This is a genomic window from Paenibacillus sp. IHBB 10380 (genome assembly GCF_000949425.1).
Classification (GTDB): Bacteria; Bacillota; Bacilli; order Paenibacillales; family Paenibacillaceae; genus Paenibacillus_AQ.
The window spans coordinates 3119124-3144461 of the sequence record NZ_CP010976.1 but is presented as its reverse complement, the minus strand read 5'-3'; the positions used below and the strand labels follow the sequence as shown (position 1 = coordinate 3144461).

Annotated in this window: 22 protein-coding genes and 3 pseudogenes; 23 read left to right on the top strand and 2 right to left on the bottom strand. The window is 40.0% G+C overall.

The window, feature by feature from the left end; translation table 11 throughout:
- The first annotated feature begins 198 nt into the window (after window positions 1-198).
- Both UB51_RS13900 and UB51_RS13895 read left to right on the top strand, forming a co-directional pair.
- The gene (locus tag UB51_RS13900; RefSeq protein ID WP_044877804.1) at window positions 199-831 is read left to right on the top strand and encodes a phosphatase PAP2 family protein; all 633 of its coding nucleotides are present in this window, start codon (window positions 199-201) and stop codon (window positions 829-831) included.
- 70 nt (window positions 832-901) lie between these two features.
- Window positions 902-1960 (top strand): AI-2E family transporter, encoded by a 1059-nt coding sequence (locus tag UB51_RS13895; protein WP_044877803.1) that lies wholly within the window; start codon window positions 902-904, stop codon window positions 1958-1960.
- Window positions 1961-2022: 62 nt separating this feature from the next.
- Here UB51_RS13895 and UB51_RS26500 read toward each other — a convergent pair whose 3' ends face one another.
- Window positions 2023-2493 carry a hypothetical protein gene (locus UB51_RS26500; RefSeq protein WP_052675932.1) on the bottom strand — a complete coding sequence of 157 codons (471 nt, stop codon included), beginning with the start codon at window positions 2491-2493 and terminating at the stop codon, window positions 2023-2025.
- Window positions 2494-2641: 148 nt separating this feature from the next.
- On the opposite strand from UB51_RS26500, the gene UB51_RS13885 reads away from it, so the two are divergent.
- The 13 genes and pseudogenes from UB51_RS13885 (at window position 2642) to UB51_RS13830 (ending at window position 14838) form a co-directional block, all read left to right on the top strand.
- Window positions 2642-3712, top strand: a complete 1071-nt coding sequence (locus tag UB51_RS13885) for an FUSC family protein (RefSeq protein WP_044877802.1) — start codon at window positions 2642-2644, stop codon at window positions 3710-3712.
- Window positions 3713-3885: 173 nt separating this feature from the next.
- Window positions 3886-4308: pseudogene (locus UB51_RS27895) on the top strand (adenosine deaminase); the annotation flags it as partial.
- Window positions 4309-4339: 31 nt separating this feature from the next.
- Window positions 4340-4561 carry an adenine deaminase C-terminal domain-containing protein gene (locus UB51_RS27890; protein ID WP_044877800.1) on the top strand — a complete coding sequence of 74 codons (222 nt, stop codon included), beginning with the start codon at window positions 4340-4342 and terminating at the stop codon, window positions 4559-4561.
- 247 nt (window positions 4562-4808) lie between these two features.
- A complete protein-coding gene (gene helD, locus UB51_RS13870; RefSeq protein WP_044877799.1) occupies window positions 4809-7157 on the top strand; it encodes an RNA polymerase recycling motor HelD in 2349 nt (782 codons plus the stop codon).
- Window positions 7158-7445: 288 nt separating this feature from the next.
- Window positions 7446-8663 (top strand): bacillibactin exporter BcbE, encoded by a 1218-nt coding sequence (locus UB51_RS13865; RefSeq protein ID WP_044877798.1) that lies wholly within the window; start codon window positions 7446-7448, stop codon window positions 8661-8663.
- A 154-nt stretch (window positions 8664-8817) separates the two neighbouring features.
- The gene (locus UB51_RS13860; protein WP_052675930.1) at window positions 8818-9513 is read left to right on the top strand and encodes a DsbA family protein; all 696 of its coding nucleotides are present in this window, start codon (window positions 8818-8820) and stop codon (window positions 9511-9513) included.
- A 156-nt stretch (window positions 9514-9669) separates the two neighbouring features.
- On the top strand, window positions 9670-10152 hold the full coding sequence (coaD, locus tag UB51_RS13855) for a pantetheine-phosphate adenylyltransferase (protein ID WP_052675929.1): 483 nt from the start codon (window positions 9670-9672) through the stop codon (window positions 10150-10152).
- A 51-nt stretch (window positions 10153-10203) separates the two neighbouring features.
- On the top strand, window positions 10204-10935 hold the full coding sequence (locus UB51_RS13850; protein ID WP_044877796.1) for a hypothetical protein: 732 nt from the start codon (window positions 10204-10206) through the stop codon (window positions 10933-10935).
- A 124-nt stretch (window positions 10936-11059) separates the two neighbouring features.
- The gene (locus tag UB51_RS13845; protein WP_044877795.1) at window positions 11060-12415 is read left to right on the top strand and encodes a hypothetical protein; all 1356 of its coding nucleotides are present in this window, start codon (window positions 11060-11062) and stop codon (window positions 12413-12415) included.
- A 323-nt stretch (window positions 12416-12738) separates the two neighbouring features.
- Window positions 12739-13019 (top strand): annotated as a pseudogene (locus UB51_RS29765) (transposase); the annotation flags it as partial.
- Window positions 13018-13203: pseudogene (locus UB51_RS13840) on the top strand (transposase); the annotation flags it as partial. The pseudogenes UB51_RS29765 and UB51_RS13840, both read left to right, overlap by 2 nt.
- Before the next feature lie 70 nt (window positions 13204-13273).
- On the top strand, window positions 13274-13963 hold the full coding sequence (locus UB51_RS13835; RefSeq protein ID WP_044876000.1) for a helix-turn-helix domain-containing protein: 690 nt from the start codon (window positions 13274-13276) through the stop codon (window positions 13961-13963).
- Window positions 13879-14838 (top strand): IS3 family transposase, encoded by a 960-nt coding sequence (locus tag UB51_RS13830; RefSeq protein ID WP_144406940.1) that lies wholly within the window; start codon window positions 13879-13881, stop codon window positions 14836-14838. The genes UB51_RS13835 and UB51_RS13830 overlap by 85 nt, the downstream gene beginning before the upstream one ends.
- A gap of 353 nt (window positions 14839-15191) precedes the next feature.
- Here the strand turns inward: UB51_RS13830 and UB51_RS13825 are convergent, their stop codons facing one another.
- Window positions 15192-16412: an IS110 family RNA-guided transposase gene (locus UB51_RS13825; protein ID WP_044877794.1), complete on the bottom strand. Its 1221-nt coding sequence runs from the start codon at window positions 16410-16412 to the stop codon at window positions 15192-15194.
- A 402-nt stretch (window positions 16413-16814) separates the two neighbouring features.
- Here UB51_RS13825 and UB51_RS13820 point away from each other — a divergent pair, with 402 nt between their 5' ends.
- From UB51_RS13820 to UB51_RS13785, 8 genes are all read left to right on the top strand, one after another.
- Entirely contained in the window at window positions 16815-17828 is a 1014-nt protein-coding gene (locus UB51_RS13820) for a LacI family DNA-binding transcriptional regulator (protein ID WP_044877793.1), read from the top strand.
- Window positions 17815-18744 carry a ribokinase gene (rbsK, locus tag UB51_RS13815; protein ID WP_044877792.1) on the top strand — a complete coding sequence of 310 codons (930 nt, stop codon included), beginning with the start codon at window positions 17815-17817 and terminating at the stop codon, window positions 18742-18744. Before UB51_RS13820 ends, rbsK begins: the two co-directional genes overlap by 14 nt.
- Before the next feature lie 168 nt (window positions 18745-18912).
- Window positions 18913-19608 carry a response regulator transcription factor gene (locus UB51_RS13810; RefSeq protein ID WP_044877791.1) on the top strand — a complete coding sequence of 232 codons (696 nt, stop codon included), beginning with the start codon at window positions 18913-18915 and terminating at the stop codon, window positions 19606-19608.
- Window positions 19605-20969 (top strand): sensor histidine kinase, encoded by a 1365-nt coding sequence (locus tag UB51_RS13805; RefSeq protein WP_044877790.1) that lies wholly within the window; start codon window positions 19605-19607, stop codon window positions 20967-20969. The genes UB51_RS13810 and UB51_RS13805 overlap by 4 nt, the downstream gene beginning before the upstream one ends.
- A gap of 70 nt (window positions 20970-21039) precedes the next feature.
- Window positions 21040-21627, top strand: a complete 588-nt coding sequence (locus UB51_RS13800) for a PepSY domain-containing protein (RefSeq protein ID WP_044877789.1) — start codon at window positions 21040-21042, stop codon at window positions 21625-21627.
- Between the two features lie 213 nt (window positions 21628-21840).
- Complete coding sequence (locus UB51_RS13795) at window positions 21841-22428, top strand: PepSY domain-containing protein (RefSeq protein ID WP_044877788.1); 588 nt, start codon at window positions 21841-21843, stop codon at window positions 22426-22428.
- A 182-nt stretch (window positions 22429-22610) separates the two neighbouring features.
- On the top strand, window positions 22611-24221 hold the full coding sequence (locus tag UB51_RS13790; RefSeq protein ID WP_234405442.1) for an AraC family transcriptional regulator: 1611 nt from the start codon (window positions 22611-22613) through the stop codon (window positions 24219-24221).
- Window positions 24222-24311: 90 nt separating this feature from the next.
- Window positions 24312-25334, top strand: coding sequence for an ABC transporter substrate-binding protein (locus UB51_RS13785; RefSeq protein WP_044877787.1), 1023 nt, complete (start codon window positions 24312-24314; stop codon window positions 25332-25334).
- The last annotated feature ends 4 nt before the right edge of the window (window positions 25335-25338 follow it).

Below are 25338 nucleotides of genomic sequence, written 5' to 3'. Positions count from 1 at the left end.
AATCATTCCTTAAGAAATAATAAAAAATAGTCTTGAGGATTTAATAATTCTTTAATGCGGATAACTGTAATGTATGATTAAGAGAGACAGCTTTGGTTTTTTGGTCAGGAAGTTAAAAATTTTGTCTGTTTGTGTGGATAAACATTTATGGATGGTGCTATACTATTTTAGTTCAAATACTCGGAGGAATAGACATATATGAAATTGAAAATCCATTCAAGTCTGATTTATATTCTCATGATCATCTGTCTATTAATGTTTGTAGGCGTAGCTTTGGCTATTGGAGGGAATCGTGTTGCTTTCTTTGACAATCCTATCATATCCTTTATTCAAGGCTTAGAAAGTCCAGCTTGGACAGGTGTTATGATGTGGTTTACAGCAGTAGGTTCAGCTGGCGTGATGATCATGATATCCATTTGTACATTGTTCATTTTGTATGTGGTATTTAAACATCGTCAGGAGTTGATTTTATTCTTTGCGGTCGTTCTGGGTTCTCCATTAATGAATATAATGTTGAAAAACATATTTAAAAGGGTGAGACCAGATTTACATAGACTGATTGAAATCGAAGGTTTCAGTTTCCCTAGTGGACATTCTATGGCTGCATTCTCGTTCTATGGAATACTGACTTATTTAATGTGGAGATACACAAGGCCAAGAGCAGCAAGAATTATATTACTTATTTGCAGTGCAACCATGATTCTTCTTATTGGCGTAAGTCGTGTATATTTAGGTGTTCATTACCCAAGTGATATTATCGGAGGATATCTTGCCAGTAGTGCTTGGATTCTGATCTGTATTATATGTTTCAAAAGATTTAAGAAACGTTGAAGCGATGAACCTTACTTGATGGTATACTTATTCTAAAATACATTGATAGCAGGGAGTCTTTCCTTTCGTGATGACATCATTCAAAAACACACTGCAAATCCCATTGATAAGAAGATTAATTGTATTAGTATTTGCAGTAATGGTCCTCTATCTATTTAAGAGTATGATGAACTTGATCTTAATTACGTTTATCATTACGTATCTGGTCAATCGATTCTATTCATTCTTAACACGTAGGTTAAGTGATGATCTCCGAATAAGTAGGAAATTTATAATTATTGTGCTGTATGTTGCTGTTATCGGTCTTATGATAATTGGAGCCTATAAATATGCTCCAAAGCTGATCTGGCAGCTTAATGAACTTGTACAGCAAGTGATTGTATTCTATAGTAGACCCTTCGAGCCTACGGAATACAAAGTAGTCAACTATATCATGGAAACATTGCGTAAAATTGATGTCGTTAGCTATGTAGATCAGGGTCTGAATTTATTGGTCAAGACCATTTCCGATATTGGTCAGTGGGGTTTTGACATCGGTATCGCGATCATCATGAGCTTATTCTTTATGTTAGAGAAGGAAAAGGTAACTCATTTCACTGCTAATTTCAAGGAAAGCAAAATCGTTTATATATACGATGAGCTAGCCTATTTTGGTAAGAAGTTTGTATTTTCATTCGGAAAAGTGATTGAAGTTCAGTTCATGATATCCTTAATTAACTGTATTATTTCAACCTTTTTTTTATGGACGATGGGCTTTACTAATTTATTTGGTTTAGCCATTATGATCTTTCTATTCGGATTGGTGCCTGTAGTAGGGGTGTTTGTATCTCTAATCCCTTTATGTGCGATTGCTTTCAAGATCGGTGGAATTGCAAAAATTATCTATGTGCTTATCATGGTCGCAGGGTTACATGCATTTGAAGCTTATTTCATGAATCCTAAGTTCATGTCTTCTAAGACACATCTTCCTATATTTTATACATTTACGATATTGATCGTGGCCGAACATTTCTTCGGTGTATGGGGTCTGATTCTCGGAGTACCCATCTTCATGTTTTTATTGGATTTACTTGAGGTACCTGTGTCATTGCCGCTTATCAAGAAGTCTAAGTCAAAGAAGTTACAATAAATTGAATACAATATATACTAAAATCCTAACCACGAAGTTAGGATTTTAGTGTTCAATTGATATTAAATATGAGAGAAGGAGCCTTGTTGCCGTTCATGGTGATTCTTGTGGGTGTACTGCAAGGCTTTCTTGATATATTTAGGTAAGTTACTTTTCATACGATTACCTTCTTCTAATGTGATTTTGCCGGAGTTGACTTCTTGATCAATGTTTTGTATTTGTTTATCACTTAGTTTTTGTGTGAATGTCTGTTCATCCCATCCTTTTGTCGCTACTGCAATCTGTGCAAGTGTTTTGCCAGCCTTCCATTCACGAATTAGGTCTTGACGCTTCAATCCTAATAGGGTGGCAGCGTCTTTCAGAATGCCATAATGTTTACCGTGCTGGTGATGGTGATCGGGCTTGATGATGGGCATGGATACGATATGTGCTGTAGATTGTACAGCGTGGGCAGTGGAAGTTGCCATTCCTATACTACTTGCGATAAGGTAAGGTACTGTACAAGACAATATTAAGGTTATCTTTGATTTCATAATTAGTTACACCTCTTAAAAGTTATAGTTTCTATATTTTGTATTTCACAAATTGTAGTATGAGCAATATTGTAAATTTCATGCATGTATCATTTCGGGCATGACAGGGTAATCTATTTTAGTTTTATGTAAAGGAGTGGATTCAAAAGTGACTTTTGGTGCACGTATGCTTAAGACGGGGATTGCGGTTACCCTCGCCTTGTATATTAGTTCTTGGCTTGATTTGTCTCCACATGTTATTTCTGCTGTGGCAGCTATTTTCGCTATGCAGCCTTCGATTTATCGTTCGTGGCGCTATTTCTTAGATCAACTTCAGACCAACACGCTAGGGGCAATAATAGCAGTGCTAGCTGGTTATTTCTTTTCTAATGAACCCATTGCGATCGGACTCGTCTGTATTCTTGTTATCATGGTCTGCTTGAAGCTCAAAATGGGGGATACGATTGGACTGACATTGGTAACGGTTATTGCTGTTATGGAAGCTTCGGGACAGTGGGATTTCGCATTGAATCGGTTCTCTCTAAGTCTGGTCGGGATTGTATCAGCTTTCTTAATCAATATTTTGGTGTTTCCACCTAAACCTAAGGTTCAATTAAGTGTACAAATTCAGACGATATTTGATCATATGTCTTTGTTACTGCGAACTTCAATTACGAATGAAATTAAGGAAAATGTATTCCGGGACGAGAAGAGTGCGCTAAGGGGAGATATCCGAGCGCTCGCTGATAAATATTCATTGTTCGAGGAAGAACATAAGAAGATGAGAAAAGCTTCGTTCAGTGAAAGCAGACGATTAGTGGTCTATAAGCAAATGCTAAATACATTATGCAAAGGGCGAGAAGTACTTGATGCCATTGATGAACATTATTTTCAATGTGAACGGCTGCCGGATACCGATCAAGATTTTCATGATCAAATTGTCAATTTGACTAAATTTCATGAACATATTTTACTTAAATTAGGAGATAAGTTGAAGGCGAATACAACGGATTCGTTATTATCAGACGAGCATAGCGACGAATTTATGAAACGAACCATTCAAAGGTATAACGAAACGAATATTAATGGCACGTTTAGACTTTCTATCGTAGCAGCATCATTGTATGACTATGGGTATCAATTGAATCGCCTTAATCGCTTAGTGGATCATCACCATGGTTACGATGATGAGAATATGATTACAGGATGGCGATCTTGGTTCAGAAAACAACTGAAATAAATAAGTTAGCAAGTGCCGTCTTGCCATCGTTTTTAAATATCATTATTGCTAAGGTTACCTATGTGTTCTAAGGGTAGCCTTATTTGCGGACTCGTATGTATTGAAGAGTTCGTTTACATATAAGTAACATCCCATTATAATACTAGCAAGCATCTAGGAGGCGGGGTATTCAAATGACGAGACAAGATAAATGGAAAAGAGCAACTTTAGCAGATTGGGTACCTGACTTAGTGGCTACGGCTCGTGGTGATCTTAAAGCTACGTTGGTTGTGATTAATACAACGTTGGTGAATGTGGTATCTGGTGAAATTATTCCGCATATGTGTATAGCTGTTCAAGGCTCAAGGATTGCATATGTGGGTAAAGATATAAATCATACGATAGGCGAGAATACGGTTGTTATTGATGCTCATGGGAAATATGCTGCACCGGGGCTACTAGATGGTCACTGTCACATCGAAAGTACGCAGTTAACCGTAACTGAGTTTGCAAGAGCTGTATTACCTCTAGGAACGACAGGAGGTTTCTTTGATGCTCATGAAATATCCAATGTGTTAGGGCTCGATGGCTTGCGGTTCATGTTAGAGGAAGCTAGAAACAATATTTCCTTTACCTATTGGGGGCTTGATGTCGCCGGAGCCATTTGAAACCGTGGCTCATCAGTCCGAAGCGATAAGTCAAGCATTACTTCGTGCAGGTTGCAGTCTGAATAATGCATTCATGACCTTATCCTTGCTGGCACTTGTCGTTATTCCGGAGATCCGTTTGTCAGACAAAGGTCTTGTAACCATTTCTGCGGATGGAATTCATATTGTTTCTTTATTTGTTCAAGAGGTTGAGAACGTCTAATTAGTATAAATAAACAACAAACGGATATCCTCCCATAAAGGGAGGATATCCGTTTGTTGTCATTGTAAGACACAATTTCATAAATTATCATATGAGGTTAGATCATGATTTGATTTATATTCCATGGATTGTTACAATAGAAAGATGTCATGTAAATGGAAGAAAAGTATAAAAAACATAACAATTCTACTATAATAGTAGCACGTTAAAACGATATTGTCAAACAACGTAAGGGGATGGATTATACATGAGCACGAACGATCAGGAGTGGCGTCATGAGCAGGATCGGGTTGATGAAGTAACTGAGAAAGTAGCTCGTCGTATCGAGAAACTGCAGATGGAAGTAGGAACAGTTCGAGGCGATGTAGTCGACTTACGTAAAGAATTCTGGGATGAAGTTAGAGTCAACTTCAGTAGCTCGGATGACTTAGGCGAGACTTCGACGAGTTTGCGACAGCAGTCGCAAGTATTATCGGAGCGGGAAAGAAGTCATTTACAGGTCTCAGAAGCTCTGAAAAAAATGAAACTACTCGTAAAGTCGCCCTATTTCGGACGAATTGATTTTGAAGAAGAAGGTACGGGACAGACGGATGTGATCTATCTTGGGATTGCTTCATTTCTAGACAATGACGATGAGACGTTCCTTGTATATGACTGGAGGGCACCTGTATCTAGTCTCTATTATGATGGTGCGCCAGGACCTGCTAGTTATGAGACACCCGCGGGTGAGATGAGTGGAGTGATGAAGCTTAAGCGACAGTTCGTCATTCGTAATGCCCACATTGATGTGCTATTTGACACAGGTGTGACGATTGGCGATGAGTTGCTTCAGCAAGTACTTAGTCATAGTGCGGATAACCAAATGAAAAGTATTGTAGCAACGATACAGAAAGAACAGAATGCTGTGATTCGAAATGATAAGAGTCGAATGTTGGTCGTGCAGGGTTCGGCTGGAAGTGGTAAGACATCGGCTGCTCTGCAAAGAGTTGCGTATCTACTATACAAATACCGAGCCAGTTTGAAAGCAGATCAAGTGCTTCTTTTCTCACCTAACCCGTTGTTTAATAGCTATGTCTCAACCGTACTGCCAGAGTTGGGTGAGGAGAATATGCAGCAGACGACCTTTCAGGCTTATCTAGATCATCGATTGGCAAAAGATTTCGAGCTTGAAGATATATTCTCACAAATGGAATCTATGCTGAATACCGATGAAGGACAGTCGCTTGAAGTGAAACGAGCTAGCATTGCTTATAAATCTTCACAAGTTTTTCTGGAAGCCATCACGAAGTATAAAGAGCAGTTGGAGATTGAAGGGATGAAATTTAAGCCTATTCGATTCCAAGGGCGCCTTATTATAGCTGCGGAAGATATGGTAAAGAAATTTTACAGTTTTGATAAGGGTGTTAAGCTTGCTAATCGTATTGAGTTGATGCGAGAATGGATGATCAAAGAGTTGGCAACATTCGCTCGAAATGAGCGATCAGCTGCATGGGTAGATAGCCAAATTGAGCTGCTTGGTCCTGATGAATATCAGAAGGCATACACTCACATAAGGCGTAAGCAGCATGCCCGAAAAGATACTTTCAATGATGTCGATCGGGAACAGAATTTGCTTGCAAGAATGATTGTGAATGAATGGTTGAAGCCGGTTCGGAAATGGATTAAACGGAAGCGATTTGTGGATGTTAGAGGATTGTATCGTGAGTTGTTCCAGAATGAGGGACTTATTCGCTTAGTTAGTGGAGAAGAGACGTTACCACGTTGGTGGAATGAGATATGCACATTAACTGTAGATGAGCTTAACCAAGGAAAGCTTGCCTATGAAGATGCAACACCGTATTTATATCTTCAAGAGCTAGTGAAAGGTTTCCAGAGCAATAATATGATTCGTTATGTATTTGTGGATGAAGTACAGGATTATTCCCCATTCCAATTGCAGTATTTGAAGAAAATGTTCCCAAGAGCTCGTATGACAGCTTTAGGAGATCTGAATCAAGGAATTTACTCTCATGCATCTGTGCTGGGTAATTTAGAATCACTACAAGAACTATATGGTCCGAGTGAAACAGAAGTCATCAACTTGATTCGAAGTTATCGTTCTACGTATGAGATTGTGGATTTTACGCGGAGTATGATGCCAGGTGGAGAGAATATTGTTCCTTTTAATCGCAAGGGAGAGAAGCCACTCGTTAGTGTACAAACAGATCGCGAACAGCTACATCGGAAGATTATTGCAGATATTGAAATGCTGAATGAACAAGGCTATGAGCATACAGCGATTATTTGTAAGACGCTAGAAGAGACAGAACGTGTATATGATGACTTGAAGGATCAGTTAACTTTGAAAAAAGTAACAAAGACGACGCCGTCCTTTGCCAAAGGAACACTGGTCATCCCATCGTATCTGGCTAAAGGAGTCGAGTTCGACGCCGTCCTCATCTATGATGCATCTAATCGTGTATATACGAGAGAAAGTGAACGGAAGTTGTTCTACACTGTCTGTACAAGAGCGATGCACCTACTTCACCTGTATAGCCTTGGTGAGCCGAGTCACTTTATTACAGATGTATCTTCAGATAAATATGATCTGCTCTAACTCAGTCGTGGATCATTTGTTTAAAGAAGTGGCAGAAATGTCCTTCGCTCATAGTGATCTCTAAGGCTAAATCCTTGAGTTTCAAAGGTTCAGAAACATGTTGATGAATATGATTTAATACCTGTTTCAGATGTTCTACCGGAGTTCTCCTACCTTACGCATCCATGATGCTTACGGGTGGGGGGACTCGTTTTTTATCTTAGTTTCGCGGGGAGCTTCCGATGAATGGGAATAGAAAAGCTCGAATTAAACCATAATAGCTGAAAGTAACTTAAAGGTGGTTTAGTCATGAAGAATAAGAAATGGGATCTGGCAGCTCTGGCCTCTATTCCGCTCATTATGACGCTAGGTAATTCTATGCTGATTCCAATCTTACCTTTAATTTCTCGCAAGCTACATATTAGTTCTTTTAAAGTTAGTATGCTGATTACCGTATATGCCATCGTAGCTATTCTTTTAATTCCTATTGCGGGCTACCTTTCAGATCGATTCGGACGTAAAAAAGTAATTATTCCAAGTCTCATTATTGCTGCCATAGGTGGGGTGGTTTCTGCAGTTGCAGCCTGGTTAACAGGTGGCATGACGGCGTATTGGATCATTTTAGGAGGAAGACTTTTGCAGGGAATTGGTGCTTCGGGCGCCTTTCCTATTGTTATACCACTTGTTGGAGATATGTTCGATGATGAGAAAGAGATAAGTAAGGGGCTTGGGATTATTGAGACTTCAAACACCTTTGGCAAGGTGATTAGTCCTGTGCTTGGAGCTGCACTTGGAAGCGTTCTATGGTATCTTCCCTTCATTAGTATTCCTATTCTGTGTGTTATTTCTTTATTATTAGTGATTTTTTTAGTGGGAACGCCTAAAAAAGACAGTAACGATATGCCCCTGTCTACCTTTTTGGTGAATACGAAAAATATATTAAAGGAGAAGGGGCGTTGGATCTACGCTATTTTTGCTATCGGTGGTATATGCATGTTTATTCTATTTGGGGTTCTTTTTTATTTATCCGACACATTAGAATCCCGATATCATCTGGATGGGATCATCAAAGGACTTGTGCTTGCCATTCCTTTAGTCTTGTTGTGTTTGTGCTCTTATATCAGTGGTAAAATTATTGGTCAGAATAAGAAAAGAATGAAATGGATCGGTTTTGCAGGCATGGCGCTTTTATGTGTGTGTCTGATCATTATCGGGTTTAGTAACCAGATTATTTTTGTGATTAGCTTCTTCTCACTATGCGGGGCGGGTATAGGTCTTGCACTCCCTTGTATGGATGCACTGATTACGGTAGGAGTAGAGAAAGAGCAACGTGGGACAATAACTTCCCTATACAGTAGCATGAGGTTTATCGGAGTTTCATTAGGACCCCCTATAGTTTCGATATTAGTGAACGCTAATCATTGGGTCTTATTCGGTGTTATGGCTGGGGTTGGGGCGATTGGCGGATTGCTGACATTATTCGCTGTGAAGCCAGAAGTAGCAGATAAGAAAGAAGTGGCAACCTAAAAATTACCCATTATCCAACAATGAGTAAAGGGAATTCAATGTTTTATCATATACAGTGATGTATTTGAGACAAACCTCCTAGTGAACATTCGATTAAACCCTATACAATCGGCAGAGAGCAATATATCTGAAGTTAGTAGGGGGATTATATGAGATGAATAGTAAGAAGCAACGTCTGATCTGGATATTAGCTATTTTGTTGATTGCTGCTGCCGCAATCACTACTACTGTGGTATATAATACAGACGCCAAGGACGAAGGGGCAGATTCAATGCTTTATCCGGATCTTAACCAAGTTAAAGTAGATCAAGTACCAGACGACTTCGATGTGGATAACCAGCCGATGTTGGGTAATAAGAATGCACCGATTCAAATTGTTGAATTTGCAGACTATAAATGTCTATATTGCAAGCTGTGGACAGAGACTGTTTTTCCAGTAGTAAAGGAACAATTTATTGATACAGGTAAAGCATCATTTGTATATTTAGATTTTTCATTTCTAGGTCCTGATTCGCATCTCGCGGCTTTGGCTGGAGAAACATTGTTTCAGCAAAATCCCGAATTTTTTTGGAAGTATCATGCACTGATGACGGCAAGGCAAGGTGATGAATCTACGGAATGGGCAACCTATGAATTTATTGTTGACTTAGTTGCTAAGGAAATTCCAGAAGTGGATATGAAACTATTCAAGCAAGAGCTTAAAGAACAGAAGTATATCGTTAATGTGAAAAAGGATTTCGAAATCGGTCGCAAACACGATGTTGGGGGTACACCGACGATTTTTATTAATGGGAAGCTATATGAAGAGCCTACGATTGAGCAGATTCAATCTATTATTGATGGGCTTTAGTGGGATAATAAGAGGAATAGAATGATGTAGAGTTGAAGACAATCAGGACAATGGCTTATATAAGCTGTTGTCTTTTTTTGTCTAAAGCAGGGTTTTAGTTCATATTATCGAATTGTGTAAAAAGGAAAATCAAGTAAAAAATCGTGGAGGATGAACATGAGAGCCATATACCCAGGGTCTTTTGACCCTTTTACTTTAGGTCACTTGAATATATTAGAGAGGGCTTCAAAACTGTTTGACCACATTGATATTGTCATTGCTAATAATAACTCGAAAGACAATATGTTTACATCTGAGCAAAGACTTCAGATTGTAGCTTTATCTGTAGCTCATTTAGATACTTCAGTTAGCATTCTTACATGTTCGGGATTAATCGCTGATTACATCAATGAACAGAAAATTGAAGCCATTATTCGTGGGATTAGAGGGTCAACAGACTTAGATTACGAGATAAAATTGGAACAATATAATAGCAAGGCCAGTAGTGCGGAGACTATTTATCTAACACCGCAAACAGAACATCTAAATACAAGCAGCACCTTAGTAAGGATGTTTCTAGAAACGCAAAGAATTAATCTGGCGGCCGAGTACATGAGATCAGAAGCACTAAGTTATATAGATTCAATACGATTAATTTAAAGAACCACAACTGTAAATGAAATTATTAACAGTGGGAATAGGAGCTATCTTATGAGGAAACGATCCTTGTCTATATTACTTGTTTCATTATGTATATGCCTAACTGCATGTAGTGCACCAATTAGCGATACATCATCGAATGATCATGTTGTACCTGTATCAGTACAAAGGGTTGTAATGAAGGTGCCAAGCACAAAGGATATACTTTCAATAATACCAGTTGGTTGGAAAATATTGGATGACCTAGATGGGGAGCAAGCAATAGCAAAAGGAGATCTTAATAAAGATGGTCTTGCAGATGTGGTCGCCGTGATTGAAGCGATTGACAGTGATAGTTCAGAAGAAGCGTCACCACGTAGCTTAATCATTGCTTTCGGAAATAAGGATCATACCTACTCGCTTTCGATCAAAGCAGAGACCGCTATATTAAGGGCAAATGAAGGTGGAGTCTGGGGAGATCCATTTGAGAGTATCACGATTGATCGAGGTTCAGTTCTGCTTAGTTTTTATGGTGGAAGTAATTGGAGATGGTTTAGTTCATATCGATTTAGATTTCAGAAGGACGATTGGTATTTAATTGGGGCTACATTAGGTTCATATTTTACTGGAACTACGACGTCAGAAAATGCAGATGTAGAAGACTATAATCTCCTTACAGGAGATTATGTATTTAAAAAGGCAGATGACAAAGGGAAACCAAAGATATCAACAGGTAACAGAGGCAAGAAAAAGTTGGTGAAATTAAAAGATTTCAGAGTGGATTCAGAGAAAAATCAATTTTGAAGAGGTTACCATAAGAATATTATTCCATTGACATTTGTGTTTTTACGGTGATAAAATTCAAATCATTATAATTCATATTAATCTCATAGGAATTATAATAATAAAATCATCTGGGGGGATTGTTATGACAAGGTTACCTGCTTCATACACGAAATTATTAGTTGCACTCTTATTATCTTTTACGGTTCTCTTCACACCATCTGCGACTTTTGCGGCGGAATCAGTGACGACTACATCACATGCGGATGGTGTAGCACAGTATGAACAATTTCTACAAGAGAAATTTGATGTTAGTCTTAAAGGAACAATCACAAAGGGTGAGTTCATTCAAGCTGTAGCAGATATTTTAAATTTGAAGCATTCTGAACAAGAGGTTAGTTTTACTGATTTGAAGATGGATCATCCATTGTTCTCTTCAGCAGCGGCACTGTATGAGAACGGAATTATATTAGGACCCACAGTTAAGGAAGAACAAACGCTGACACAATCTGTAGCGATCTCCATCGCTGTGAGAGCAGCGGATATGAAGGAACTGGCGTATACTTACCCAACTGAGAAAGTGAATAAAGTACTTGATCATCTCAATATACCAAGCAATCAACTGGATAAGAAAGTAGCGCAGGAAATTGCTGTAGCGGTTGATACAAATCTAGTCTCTGCCAGTTACCTTAAGAACTTTAAATCTAGTAGCATTGCTGATGATAAGCTAGTTAATGAGCTTTTAGGTAAAATTCTTATTTCTAAAGGCTTGTACAAGAACTATATTGGATACACAAGCGATAGTGACATTAATATTAAGCTAAGAAATGCTTACCTGACTTCCGATATTATTAAAGCCCCTAAGTTACAATCATTAGTGAATACAGCATTAGAACAAAAACTGATCACAGGTTATAGTCTAAAGGATGATCGTTTCGATCCTAACTTCATTGATTCATTGTCTCTTACTTATGGACATTCAGACTTTAAACATGCTGTCCAACTCATCGGTCTATTACATAGTGAAGGATTAGATGTCAAAGTACAATTTGAGCCAAAAACGTCTGCTTTCGTCCATCTATCGGAGTGGGGAGACCCAGGCCCGAATGTTGTGAAGATTTCAAATGGTAATTATATTGCATATGCAAAGGAATATGATTTAGAATTTGAGTTCTCTACAGTACAAGAGAAAGTTGCTTTTCAAGATGTTATATTAAAGTTCGCTAAGAAGAATACGGCTGATCAGACAGGCCTTATTGCTAGCTCTTGGTGGCAACCCCTATACTATTCATCTACACCATTGAAAGATTATGAGATCATTACGAATAACTTAATTACAGATAAAGATAGCCATTATTCCGTAAATCCATTTTCACTTAACGAAGATTCCGCCAAGGTTGTAAAGGGCTTAAAAGCCATTGATCCAGATGCTATTATTACACCTTTCCAATTCTGGGTGGATAAGCCTTTCTTTAATTACTTGCATGGCGAGGCCTTGTAGTTAGCTTGAATTGTCATTACCCTAGAAGGGGCTGTCCCATAAGTCGTGAAAATGGCTAGGGACACCCGTTAGATGTTCTGAGAGACGCTCCGCGAACGGACCGTTCCTCCAATCGCTGTGGTCTCCAAATTTCTGGTTTGAAAACGCTCAGCGGTTGAAATTCGGAGACCAAGGCGACCGCTACCGCTTTTACGAAATCGTTCCGTCCTCTCCGCTACTTTGAGCATAAATTGATCAACCTTTTTTCGCCAAAACAACACAAAGAAATCGCTCTTTTTAGTAAAATGGAAGTACCACCAACCATTTCAAAAGGAGCGATTTCTTTGTACATTCCATATACCATGGACCAACTTTTTCTGCCATTGGATTTGGAAGAACATATTCCTCAAAACCATCTCGTTCGGCTTATTAACCGTGCTGTAAATCGACTAGACGATTCTAGATTTGACGCTACTTACCCCGGTGGTGGTTGCGATAGTGCTCACTAAAGTCATCATTTATGCATATACTCAGCGCATCTACTCTTCACGACTTATGGCTGGCCGGACGACAACGTCCGGACTTCCGAACTATTAACCGCTTTTGCGCTCAGCGGATGAAAGACTGTACGTCGAATGACGGAACGTGAAAGTGTGTTTGGACAAATAAAGAACAATCGGGGGTTCCGGCGTTTTCTGCTACGAGGTTTGCAAAAAGTTAACCTTAAGGTTGGGTGGCTTTCGCTTGCTCATAATCTACTGAAGCAAGCCGCAATGGTACAGCAATACCAAAAAGCAGGCCAAGGATGATACGCTCCCATCATAGTAGACAGTAGAAAAAAACAAACCTTCTACTACTACAATGATGGGAGTTTTTCTAATGTCTAAAAGAAGTCCTACTTCTTTAGAAGTAAAATTACACGCCGTTCAGCGGTGTCTTGGGCATAAGTCAAATCCAAACTATGAAGCAAAACAGCTCGGGGTAAGTAAGGGAACCGTCACGGATTGGATAAGAAAATATAAGGCAGATGGTTTGGAAGGGCTAAAGGAATCAAAGACATGGAAAACATACTCAAAGAAAGCGAAGCTTGCTGCTATTAAAGAGTTATTGTCTGGTCATTACTCCTTATCAGCGGTAACAAAAAAGTACCATATTTCAAGTACAAGTGTCCTGAGGAATTGGATTTCCAAGTATACTAGTGAGATAGAATTGAAACCTACTCGTAAAGGAAAGGGACTATCTCATATGAATAATGGACGTAAAACATCTTTTGAAGAACGCATTGAAATTGCACAATATACCATCGCTAATGATTTGGATTATCAGAAAGCGATCGCAAAGTACGATGTATCCTATCAGCAAGTGTACGCATGGGTTCGGAAATATCAAGGAGGCAGTGAGGATGCTCTCAAGGACAATCGCGGTCGCAAAAAGCCTGTAGAGGAACTAGATGAGCATGAACGTCTTAAGCTACGGATCAAGCAATTAGAAGCTCGGAACGAATACCTGGAGATGGAGAACTCCTTCGCAAAAAAGTTGGCACAGATCAAGCAACGAAATACACGCTAACCCTCGTTCGACAAGTAGACTTGTATCATGCGATTCAAGAACTGAACAAAGAAAAAGGTTACGCAATTACGAAGTTGTGTGCGTTAGCAGGGGTTGCTCGATCTGCCTATTACAAGTGGTTAAACTGGACGCCATCTGCCAGGGAACTTGAAATTCATGCGCTAGCTAAAGAAGTGAAGCTTCGTTATGACAAGCGAAAAGGGATACTTGGGTATCGTCAAATGCGTACTCAGCTAAACCGAAAACTCAAAAAGACTTACAACAAAAAACGCTATTATCGAATCATGCGTGCTCTTGGACTCAAAGCAGTCATCCGTAGGGAACGGCCGAGCTACGTGAAAGCCTCTGAAATCCATGTCGTTGAAAATGTAATGAAACGTAACTTTGATGCCAATTCTCCTAATTCAAAGTGGTGTACGGATGTCACCGAGTTGAAGTATGGGAATGGTCGCAAGGCCTATTTAAGCGCTATTATCGATGTATACGATAACGCCATTGTTTCATGGGTATTAAGCCATTCCAACAACAATAAACTCGTGATGGATACGCTGAAGAAGGCTTACAAGAAGAATCCCAGTGTAACCCCACTCCTCCAAAGCGACAGAGGCTTCCAGTACACATCTCATGAGTATAATCGACTCCACGTAAAATATGGATATATGAAAAGCATGTCTCGTGTGAGCCGATGCTTGGACAACCAACCTATTGAACGATTTTGGGGTACTTACAAATCAGAAAGCTATTATCTTACAAAGTTTCACACCTATGAAGACGTCTTTAAAGACGTTAGCGAATATATTCGCTATTACAACAACTACCGCTATACAGAGTGTTTGGGTGGTTTGTCACCTAATGAATACCGCCGAACTGTATAACAAAAAACCTCAGCTCTGTTCAAACCAGCCGAGGAATCGAGGTCTAACTATTTTTGTTTTTTACACTGTCCACTTGACAGGGAGCACTTCAGGATAACCACCTTGACCTGCTTTTTTGGACATCAGTCTCTTTTTTAGAAAAGTGAGTGTCTCACCAGAAGATTAATCTACTTATGGGACAGCCCCATTTCTTACCTCTAGTCAAGTGTTCTCATGAATCTTTTTCTGAAAAATGTATTTATATTGAGCAGAAGGACAGAACCTTTCAATTAAAAAAATTGCATACACCAAAAAGACCTAACCATTTTCATTTTTTTTCATTAGGCCAGATATGGTATAGTGGAGTTAACCTTTTACAAACAGGCGGATGCTGTTTCGTAATCATAGGTGATGTCGTGTGTAATAAGGTGAAATGCTACTTTCAGGAACTTATTCACACAAGCGATCGACGCAACTTTATGAGGCTTTCTCTGAGGTTGCGTTTTTAATTTGTCATAATACTCTACAATGTGATTCATTGTCTTTTTCCGAAGGCTAATCATCGTTTGAATCATATAATACAAAATCTTACGCAGTTTATGATTTCCACGCTTATTGATTTTATCTTTGTAAAAGGTATTTCCAGATTGATAACGCCTAATATCAATGCCAACGTATGCGTTTAATTGCTTGTGACTTTTAAAGCGACGTATCTCACCGATTTCTCCGATTAAACGAACAGCTGTTGCTTCGCCAATTCCAGGAAAAGATATCAGGACTTGATACTCCGTTCGCTCCCTCGATAGCTCGACCATTTTTTTGACGAGTGCTTCCTTTTTTCCCTTTAAATGAGCCATCCGCTTGGCATAATCTCGTACTTGTTCGCAACGTACATCATCCTTTGAAATAGCTGGATATGAATTTTTTGCAGCTTCGAGTAAGGCCATCCCTTTTTCTTCTGCACGTATCCATGATAAATTTTTTCTTGTGTTTGCTTTTAAACGATTTCGAATGACTGTTTTTGAACAAGCTAATACCTCATCTGGATGAGCGTAACATTGAACAACATTTAGAAAAAGGGCGGAGCGCGTAGAAAATAGTCTTTCTAGCTCTGGGAAACTGAGCTGTAGAATAGCATGCATTCGATTGAAAAGATGTGCGATTTCATGATCTAACTCATCGTAGTAGCGTGTTAAGGCACGTATTTGAAGGTAATAGTCATCTTCCTGATACGTCTTTTCCCGTTCCACTCGGAAATGGGATTTAGCGAGCTCATGTGCATCGCTTTTATCTGTTTTTTGTCTACGCATCGAGGCCATTTGTAGGTTGGCCTCTAGTGGATTGATTCGGCAATAATCATAGCCCTCTACTCGGAAAAATCGTTCTAATGCTTTTGAATAAACACCTGTTGCTTCAAATACGATTTCGGGTGCTTGGCCATCTTGAACGGTTAAGGATTGGAGTCTTTCGTTTAATGCTTTGAACGCTGAATAAGTATGTTCCAATTCTCCTTCAAATTCACATTGACGGTAACGATTGTAGATCACCATCGTACTTTTCCCCATACTGACATCAAATGCCACAACATGTTTCATCTCATCTTCTCCTTCGTAGCAATCATAGAAGTCTTCACAGTGCCTTACCGATTCCATTTTCTTATACACGATCTCACGGATCCAACATACTAAACTGATTCAAATAAGGGTGTGAAGTCGGTCGGTTTTTAATACGGATTCTATATCGATCCTAGGGGCTGTTCGACCTTACTTCACTTCTACTATAAAAAAATAGTAGCACAGACCATGGCCTTGGTCTGTGCTACTAATGTTAGTATGTTTTGCTTGCTCCGGTGCGGGGATCTATAAGTTGCAAATACAAAAAGAGTATGATATATTTTTGTGGTACCGTTACCATGCATATATTCATCATGTTTACAGTAATAAATAGTATAATTGTGGTACCGATACCTCACAAGGGAAATTAGGAGTGGAGTGAAAATGGCAACGATACGCGACGTAGCTAAACTGGCGGGAATCTCAGTGTCTACTGTTTCTCGTTACTTAAACAAAAGTGGGTATGTGAATGCTGAGACAGAACTAAATATTAAACGTGCGATAGAACAATTAAAATATATACCTAGTGGAGTTGCCAGAGGACTTGCAGGTAAGAATACCAAAACATTCGCTTTAGTGTTGCCTGATATTTCTAACCCTTTTTTCCCTGAGTTGGCGAGGGCAGTTGAGGATGTGGCAACGACTTATGGATTTACCGTTATTTTTTGTAATTCCGATGGGGATGTGGATAAAGAAAGGAATTACATTGATATTTTAAAGGGTCAATTTATCGATGGTATTATTTTTGCCTCCAATACATTATCACAAGGTGATGTGAATAAACTGGCCGCATATAACATTCCTTTTGTCTGTCTAGATCGGGCGCCTACGAATGAAGCATGTAGCGTCGTTCGATCGAACAATCTCGAGGGTGCGGAATTAGCTGTTAAGCATCTTTTGGAATCGGGTTGTCGTAAAATCGGGCATATTTATGGTCCGCAGGAACTGGTTACGGCTAAAGAGAGATTACTGGGCTATGAGAAATCAGTAAAAGGGTTTGGGTGGTTCAGTCCATCTCTTATGGTCCCAGGTGATTTCAGTATTAGAAGCGGCATTGCAGCTACAGAACTACTCATACAGCAACATCCTGACATAGATGCAATCTTTGCTGGGAATGATCTGATGGCAGTTGGTGCCTTGAAAGCATTACACCGCTTAGGAATACAAGTGCCTGAGCAAGTGTCCGTTTGTGGTTTTGATGGAATATTCATGACTGAAATTACAGAACCTGAATTAACGACTATTGCACAGCCTATTTATGAAATGGGAGCTATGGTTTCTAGAATTTTAATTAAAAAAATAGAAGGTTGTATCATAGAAGATAAAGTGCATGAGTTAGATGTAAAGTTAATAGAGAGAAGTTCCACGAAAAGGAGAGAAGAGCATGAAGGTTCCTAACATAGTTGTGATCGGTAGCTTGAATATGGATATTGTGATTGAAGCAGACAGACAACCAAAGCTGGGTGAGACAATTCTCGGGTCTAAAGCGCAATTTATTCCTGGAGGTAAAGGGGCTAATCAAGCTGTAGCGGCGGCTCGTCTAGGCGCCAAGACAACGATGATTGGTGCTGTCGGTGGAGATAGCTTCGGACAGGAGTTATTGAAGGCTTTGGATGATAACGGGATCGATAGACACGCCGTGAAGATTGTAGATAGTAGTTCTACGGGTATTGCTTCTATTTTTCTAGCAAGTGGAGATAACAGTATTGTTGTTGTTCAAGGAGCTAATCAGGATTTACTGCCTAAGGATATTGATCTGTACGATGATGTTATTCAAGCAGCAGATATTATTCTAATTCAATTAGAAATCTCATTAGAAACCGTTTGCTACGCTGTCAACAAAGCGAAATCATATGGCAAGACAGTCGTTCTTAATCCAGCACCAGCACAGGTTTTACCTGACGAGCTACTTCGTCAGGTGGATTACATGACACCCAATCGCTCGGAGTTGGGTTTGCTTACGGGACGGGACGCCGAAGGCGATGAGTTGGAGATAGCTATACAAGATCTAATGGACAGAGGCGTAGCTAATATCATCACTACGCTTGGTGCGGATGGATCAGCCTTCATGGACCATCATAAATTGCACATGATTCCAGGGTATAAGGTACCTGTGATGGATACGACGGGGGCAGGAGATTCATTTAATGCGGCACTAGCTTATTCATTAGCATTAGATCTTGATTTAGAGAAAGCCGTCTCATTCGCAGCCAAGGTCTCGGCATTAGCGGTAACGAAGTTTGGAGCTCAAGCAGGGATGCCGACCATGGAAGCTGTTCATCAGTTTGCTGCAAGTGTCAAGGGGGATATCTAAGCTAGATGGATTGAACTAAAGTAGAATGGCTCATATTATATATGGGTAAAAGACTATGCTTATCGAGGTTATTTATCGTGTGCATAGTCTTTTGTGATTAATACCAGACAAGTTACATTATAATGTTATATATGACATCATATAAAGATCAGATCGGGGGCGTTAGCACTGAGTGAATACATACTGATTGTAGAGGATGAGGAGAAGATAGCTAGAGTTCTCGAAATTGAGTTGGAATCTGAAGGCTATCGAGTGGCTAAGGTCAGCAATGGAATCGATGCACTGGAGGTTTATCGTGCTGGTGGGATTGATCTCATTTTATTAGATGTGATGCTTCCAGGGATGAGCGGGATTGAGTTGCTCAGGAAAATTAGGGGGAACGATTCCCAAATAGCTATTCTACTTCTGACAGCAAAAGATTCGATTGAAGATAAGGTCTCAGGTCTTGATCTAGGGGCTAATGATTATATTACTAAACCATTTATCATTGAAGAGCTGCTCGCACGTGTACGTGCTGCTCTAAGATTAAACGCGCTCCAGACGGAGCAAGCTATCACGGAGCAGTGGCTAACAGTTGGCAATTTGAAGCTTAATGAAAGCACGAGGGAAGTATTCCGAGAGAATGATTCCATTGATTTAACGCCACGTGAATTTGATCTGCTCGTATATCTTCTCAAGAACAAACGGCAGGTCTTGGGTAGGGAGCAGATTGTATCTGCGGTATGGGGGTATGATTATTACGGAGATACGAATGTTGTTGATGTATATATTCGGTATGTACGCAAAAAAATTGATCGTGCAAGCGAGCCTGATCTCATTCATACCGTTCGTGGTGTCGGTTATGTGCTGAAGGACACTCCATGAGGCTACGAAGCAAAATACATTTGTATACGTCCGCTTTATTTGCTGTATTACTCATTGTTATGAATTTATCTACTTACTATATGTTTAGTGAATTATCTGTCAATAATCAATTAGATCGTGCAGAAGCTCAAGCAATACAAATAGCTAACGGTATGCGCCAGGCAGCTGGAGAGATTCCAACACAAGATTTATTACGTGGTTATGTACCTGTTGATGGAATGATTCGAATGATAGGTTCAGATGGGACAGGTCTTCCTCCCGTTACTTCAGGTTCACAACAACATCTCAGTAAGCAGAAAGCCATATATGACACAACCAAGCGAGTTCAAGTCATAGATGACTTAGATCAGACATACATATCCGTGTCTGTACCGGTGATCTGGTCGGATGGCGAGGTAATGAATATTCAAGTGACGGAAAGTATGCAAAGCACGATGGACACGCTTCAGGTTCTTCGAATTGTACTTATGGTCGTTACATGTATTGCATTGATCCCTGTACTGTTCTCAATTCGCCTACTAGGTCGTCTTATTATGAAGCCGATAAGTGCAATGACCCTTACAATGAAAGAAATTAGGCGTAGCGGACGTTTTAATCGTTTGGAGCTTGAGGGTCATTCGAAAGACGAGCTGATGGAAATGAGTATGACATTTAATGATATGATCGAACTTCTTGAGAATAATTATAAAAAGCAACAACAATTTGTATCTAATGCATCACATGAGCTTAAGACACCCCTGACGATTATCGAGAGTTATGCAAGTCTATTGAAAAGAAGAGGTATGGATCGCCCAGAATTATTCCATGAATCGATTGAAGCGATTCATTCCGAAGCGATTCGAATGAAAGAAATGACGGAGCAACTCTTATTGCTGGCTAAGCAAAAGGAGCAATGGAATATCAGCATCGTAAAGTTAAATCTTTCGGAATTAGCGATGGGGTCTGCCAAAGCATTTCGAAATGCTTATCGCAGGGAGATTCATGTAGACGGGACACCAGATGTATTCGGCTATTCCGATGAGAATAAGCTCAAGCAGCTCTTGTTTATTTTTTTGGATAATGCTCAGAAGTATAGTGACGATGACATTGTGGTTGAAGTTGGATCATTAGATGATGAGGCGTATATTCGTATTATCGATCGTGGTATTGGAATTGCTAGCGACAAACTACCACTTGTCTTTGACCGATTTTACCGCGTGGATGAGGCAAGAAATAGACAGGGTGGGGGCGTAGGGCTTGGTCTTTCCCTAGCTGTAGAGATAGCTGAAGTTATTGGAGTACGTATTGAGCTTCAAAGTGTGGAAGGGAAAGGGACGACAGCGGTGATAGGGATGACAAGAGAAGCGCCTAATATCAGCTAGTTGTAGATTCTCACCGTATTCTAACCAAACACCTGTATATTATGGATATATGAACTGAGGTGAACCCTGAATGAACAAAAAAATAGGTTGGATATCGAGTGCTGTCCTTATAATTGCGGTAGTAGTGACACTTGGAACCGTATGGAAATCATGGGCGAATTCACCGGATATTCTATCTGAGGAGGAAGTCATCCGTGTTGTGCTAGCTGAGTATCCTGGTGAGATCGTGAATACTTCGCTTGAGAACGATGCATATCGAATACAGGTTCAATTAGAGAAGGGGCTATACGAGCTGAGGGTAAACGCCGGTGCGGGTGGAATTACATCGATTAAACGATTGGAAGCCGTTGTTCCTGATGAGCTACAACCAGATGAAGTACCCAATCCAAAACCTAACGTAGATAAGCCACACAACAATCCTACGACGGGTAGTGGTAAAGGATCCTCAAATTTGGTTACCAGTGACAAAGCCATCGCTCTTGCTCTCAAGCAGGTACCTGGCAATGTTCAAGAAGTGGAGTTTAGAGGCAAGGATGCCAATAGATATTATCTTGTGGAAATTGACACAGAGGATGGACGTGAAGCGGTGGTACAGGTGAATGGGATCTCGGGTGCAATCATGTCCGTGACTTGGGATGATGACGATAACGATAATTAGAAAAGCAGTTATTCGATAATAACGCATACAATTTAAGACTCAAACGACTCAGGTGAATATCAGTTAGATAGCCTTAGTTCATTCTATATTGATGTCGAGGGTAGGCAGTTCTTTCTGATTCTCATCAAATTCTAATCTTTCTCTATCTTTGTTCTCATTTAGTAAGGGTATATTGAGATTATAAAAGAAAGCAACTTAAGAGGAGGAACATGAATGAAGACGAAACAAAAAATAGGTGCGGGTGTGTTATTAGCTGTAGTAGCTATTGGTGGAGTATACGGTATAGGGAATGTACAAGCTGCTAATTCTAGTACAAGTAACAGTACGCAGAAGCAAGTGATTGGAATTGAAAAGGCCGAACAAAAAGCGCTAGCAGTAGCTAAAGGTCAAGTAGAAAGCATTGAGCTGGAGAAGAAAAAGGGCCAACTATATTACGAGGTTGAGATTGATCAAGGACAGAAGGATGTAGATGTATTAATTGACGCTTATACGGGTAAGTCTCTAGGGGTTAGAAATGACAATGACGACAATGATGATGACGATAAAATGACCAATGCTACATCCATTGAGGATGGTTCCACTATTGGAGTTAGTAAAGCAAGTGCTGTCGCAGTGAATTATCTCAAAGGTACAGTTATTGAAGTTACTCTAGACCGTGATGAAGGCAGACTCGTCTATGAAGTCGAATTGAAGATAGATGGAGGAACAGCTGAAATTGGGGTGGATGCGAAGACAGCTAAGATTGTTTCTGTGGATAAAGATTTAGATGACCATGATGACGATAACGATGATGAATCATAATATAGTCTAAGTCCTTGAAATGATGAACCAGAACTCATATATTGAGTTCTGGTTCTCTTTTGTATATCAGCGCCATATCTATTTGGTTGGGCTTGGTAAATATGTTGACTGTTTACATTCTAGCATGGTAAATTATAAACGATAATGATTATCATTTTCAGAATAGAGAGGGAGTGTTCATCTTGTCCAATACGTTTCTGCATGATGAACATATAGATATTTCACTGGATCATTTGTTGTTCAAAATTAGAAGTATCGAATATCTACGTGGTGGTCGGATGGAGCAACAACTTATTGATTCGCATGTCCTGATCATCGTGAAGAACGGCGTGGGTCGGTTGACGATGGATCTTCATGATTATCTATTGAAGCAGGATATTGTACATATCGCTCTGCCTGGACAAACGATCGGAGTATCTTCGAAAGATGTAGATGGGCTGGATCTATATGTTATCAAGTTCGAGGTATTTCGAGATGCGGTGCCGATGGATTCGTGTCCGCTAAAGGGGGAGATATTAATTTATCCCCAGACTCAGCCGATCATATTATGTGATTTGATGTACACCCATTGTCGGAGTGATCTAGCATTGGAACGCTTTCGCGGACAGTTTGTTTTTCAGGAATTACTATATTGGATCATGACAAACATTCGACTGTCGCCTGAGACAGACTCACGAACGGCATTAGACCGCACGAAAGCTTATATAGAAAGCCATTATAACGAGAATTTGACGATTGAGCAATTGGCCCGAATGGCGAAGGTTAGCCCTAAATATTATGTGGATTTATTTAAAAAAACGTACGGTAAAAGCGCCATCGATTATGTGACGGAAGTGAGGGTTAATTGTGCTAAACAGTTCATGGTACAATCGGACGCACGATTACGTGATATCGCTCATCAAGTGGGCTATAACGACGAATTTTATTTCAGCCGCAGGTTCAAGCAGGAGGTTGGCGTATCCCCTACAGCCTATATGAAGAATCGTCGTCGTAAAATTGTAGCCTATTCCACGCCCATTCTAGGTCAGTTACTTGCTCTTAAGATGATCCCATATGCGGCTCCACTTCATCCGAAGTGGTCAGCTTACTACTATAAGATGTATCGAAAGGATATCCCCTTACACCTCAGTGGGTACCGCTTTAACAAAGACTGGGAGGCCAATATTGAAGCACTAAGCCAGTCTGGACCGGATATGATCATAAGCTTAGATAATTTAGATTCTCATGAGAAGGAGAAACTGGAGGAAATCGCACCTGTCTCCTTTATTCCCTTGATGGATATAAATTGGCGAGAGCAGTTGCAACTGACAGCGCAATTACTAGAAGTATCCCAAGAAGCAGATTCCTGGTTACATAACTATGATCAGAAGGTGAAGTTCGCTAGGGGGCGCTTGAATCAGATATTGAGTGACGATACGGTTCTCGTGATGAGTGTTCATAAGGAGTGCTACTATCTTTGTCCTGCTCGAGGGATGAGAGATGTACTTTATGATGATTTGCAACTCAATCCGCCATCTGGTTTCGATCCTGCTGAGTATAATCAGATTATGACAGCGGATCAACTCGCACAATTCGATGCAGATCGAATTTTATTAAATATATGTCAGGAACCAGAGTCACTGAGGTATTGGGAACTGTTCCAGTCCTCCTCACTGTGGCAGGATTTGAAAGCAGTCCGTAGAAACCATGTGCATTTTATTTCCTCAGATCCGTGGCGGGAATATTCCGCCTATGCTTGTGAACGAATTGTAGATGATTTGTTGAAGCTTCTAGATGGAGATCGTCCAAATTGATTCTGGATATTGTCCATGTTCGCTGGAGAAGACGTGGTCTATAATTCAATTGAGAATAGTTATCAGTAGTGGAGAGGGGAATTATAGATAATGAGTAAGAAAGTTTTAGCAATGGTATGGGTTTCCATGATGGTGTTGGTGTTAGTAGCTTGTGGGGATAATAAGGATGCCCAACCGGCAAACGGTGCAGGGGCTTCAAGTTCAAATAGCGAGAACGTCGTTAGCAACAATTCCACAGAGAAGCAGACAAGCGATTCATCAGAGGATAGAACGATTACGTATTTGGGTCAAGATTATACAGTCCCTTCCAAGGTGAACAACATTATCATTGCAGGGGCTATGGAATCAATGGAAGATGCACTCGTGCTTGGCGTTAAACCGATAGGAGCGACAACAGTAGGAGGGAAATTCCCCGAGATGTTCGCCAAGATTACCGATGGTGTGGAAGCAATTGGGGAAAAAATGCTGCCCAATATCGAAACCATGTTAAAGCTTAAACCTGATATTATACTGGGCAGTACCAAGTTTCCTGCGGAGTCATTGGAGAATTTCAGGAAGGTTGGAACGACAATTCCCGTATCTCATATCTCGACAGATTGGAAAACAAATCTGAATTTGCTGGCAGAGCTTACAGGAAAGCAGGAAGAAGCGAAACAGGTGCTGGAACAATATCAAGCTGAACTCATAGAAGTAAAAGCAAAGGTAGGACCCCTTTTCAAAGACAAAAAGGTGCTAGCGATTAGAATCAGGGCAGGTAATATTGCCATTTATCCTGCAGATGTCTTTTTTAACCCTTCCATATATGCGGAATTAGGTGCAGTAGCTCCAGCAGAAGTATTACAAGCGAAGGCTCAAGAAATGATTTCATTAGAAAAATTCTCGGAGATTAATCCGGATTATCTCTTTATTCAATTTTCGGAAGAAGAAAATAAAGATACACCAAAGTTTTTTGAAGATTTACAGAGTAACCCTATATGGACCAGCATTAATGCGATAAAGAATAACAATGTATATGTTAATTTGGTAGATCCGATTGCTCAAGGGGGCACGGCTTACAGCAAGATATCATTCCTTGAAGCCGTAAAAAACAGTAATTTAATTCAAGCGAAGTGAGTAG

What these genes read in the sequence shown, in the direction of transcription:
- UB51_RS13900 (WP_044877804.1), top strand. Translation starts at nt 199, where the DNA reads ATGAAATTGAAAATCCATTCAAGTCTGATTTATATTCTCATGATCATC.
- UB51_RS13895 (WP_044877803.1), top strand. Translation starts at nt 902, where the DNA reads ATGACATCATTCAAAAACACACTGCAAATCCCATTGATAAGAAGATTA.
- UB51_RS26500 (WP_052675932.1), bottom strand. Translation starts at nt 2,493, where the DNA reads ATGAAATCAAAGATAACCTTAATATTGTCTTGTACAGTACCTTACCTT.
- UB51_RS27890 (WP_044877800.1), top strand. Translation starts at nt 4,340, where the DNA reads ATGTCGCCGGAGCCATTTGAAACCGTGGCTCATCAGTCCGAAGCGATA.
- helD (WP_044877799.1), top strand. Translation starts at nt 4,809, where the DNA reads ATGAGCACGAACGATCAGGAGTGGCGTCATGAGCAGGATCGGGTTGAT.
- UB51_RS13865 (WP_044877798.1), top strand. Translation starts at nt 7,446, where the DNA reads ATGAAGAATAAGAAATGGGATCTGGCAGCTCTGGCCTCTATTCCGCTC.
- UB51_RS13860 (WP_052675930.1), top strand. Translation starts at nt 8,818, where the DNA reads ATGAATAGTAAGAAGCAACGTCTGATCTGGATATTAGCTATTTTGTTG.
- coaD (WP_052675929.1), top strand. Translation starts at nt 9,670, where the DNA reads ATGAGAGCCATATACCCAGGGTCTTTTGACCCTTTTACTTTAGGTCAC.
- UB51_RS13850 (WP_044877796.1), top strand. Translation starts at nt 10,204, where the DNA reads ATGAGGAAACGATCCTTGTCTATATTACTTGTTTCATTATGTATATGC.
- UB51_RS13845 (WP_044877795.1), top strand. Translation starts at nt 11,060, where the DNA reads ATGACAAGGTTACCTGCTTCATACACGAAATTATTAGTTGCACTCTTA.
- UB51_RS13835 (WP_044876000.1), top strand. Translation starts at nt 13,274, where the DNA reads ATGTCTAAAAGAAGTCCTACTTCTTTAGAAGTAAAATTACACGCCGTT.
- UB51_RS13825 (WP_044877794.1), bottom strand. Translation starts at nt 16,412, where the DNA reads ATGAAACATGTTGTGGCATTTGATGTCAGTATGGGGAAAAGTACGATG.
- UB51_RS13820 (WP_044877793.1), top strand. Translation starts at nt 16,815, where the DNA reads ATGGCAACGATACGCGACGTAGCTAAACTGGCGGGAATCTCAGTGTCT.
- rbsK (WP_044877792.1), top strand. Translation starts at nt 17,815, where the DNA reads ATGAAGGTTCCTAACATAGTTGTGATCGGTAGCTTGAATATGGATATT.
- UB51_RS13805 (WP_044877790.1), top strand. Translation starts at nt 19,605, where the DNA reads ATGAGGCTACGAAGCAAAATACATTTGTATACGTCCGCTTTATTTGCT.
- UB51_RS13800 (WP_044877789.1), top strand. Translation starts at nt 21,040, where the DNA reads ATGAACAAAAAAATAGGTTGGATATCGAGTGCTGTCCTTATAATTGCG.
- UB51_RS13795 (WP_044877788.1), top strand. Translation starts at nt 21,841, where the DNA reads ATGAAGACGAAACAAAAAATAGGTGCGGGTGTGTTATTAGCTGTAGTA.
- UB51_RS13785 (WP_044877787.1), top strand. Translation starts at nt 24,312, where the DNA reads ATGAGTAAGAAAGTTTTAGCAATGGTATGGGTTTCCATGATGGTGTTG.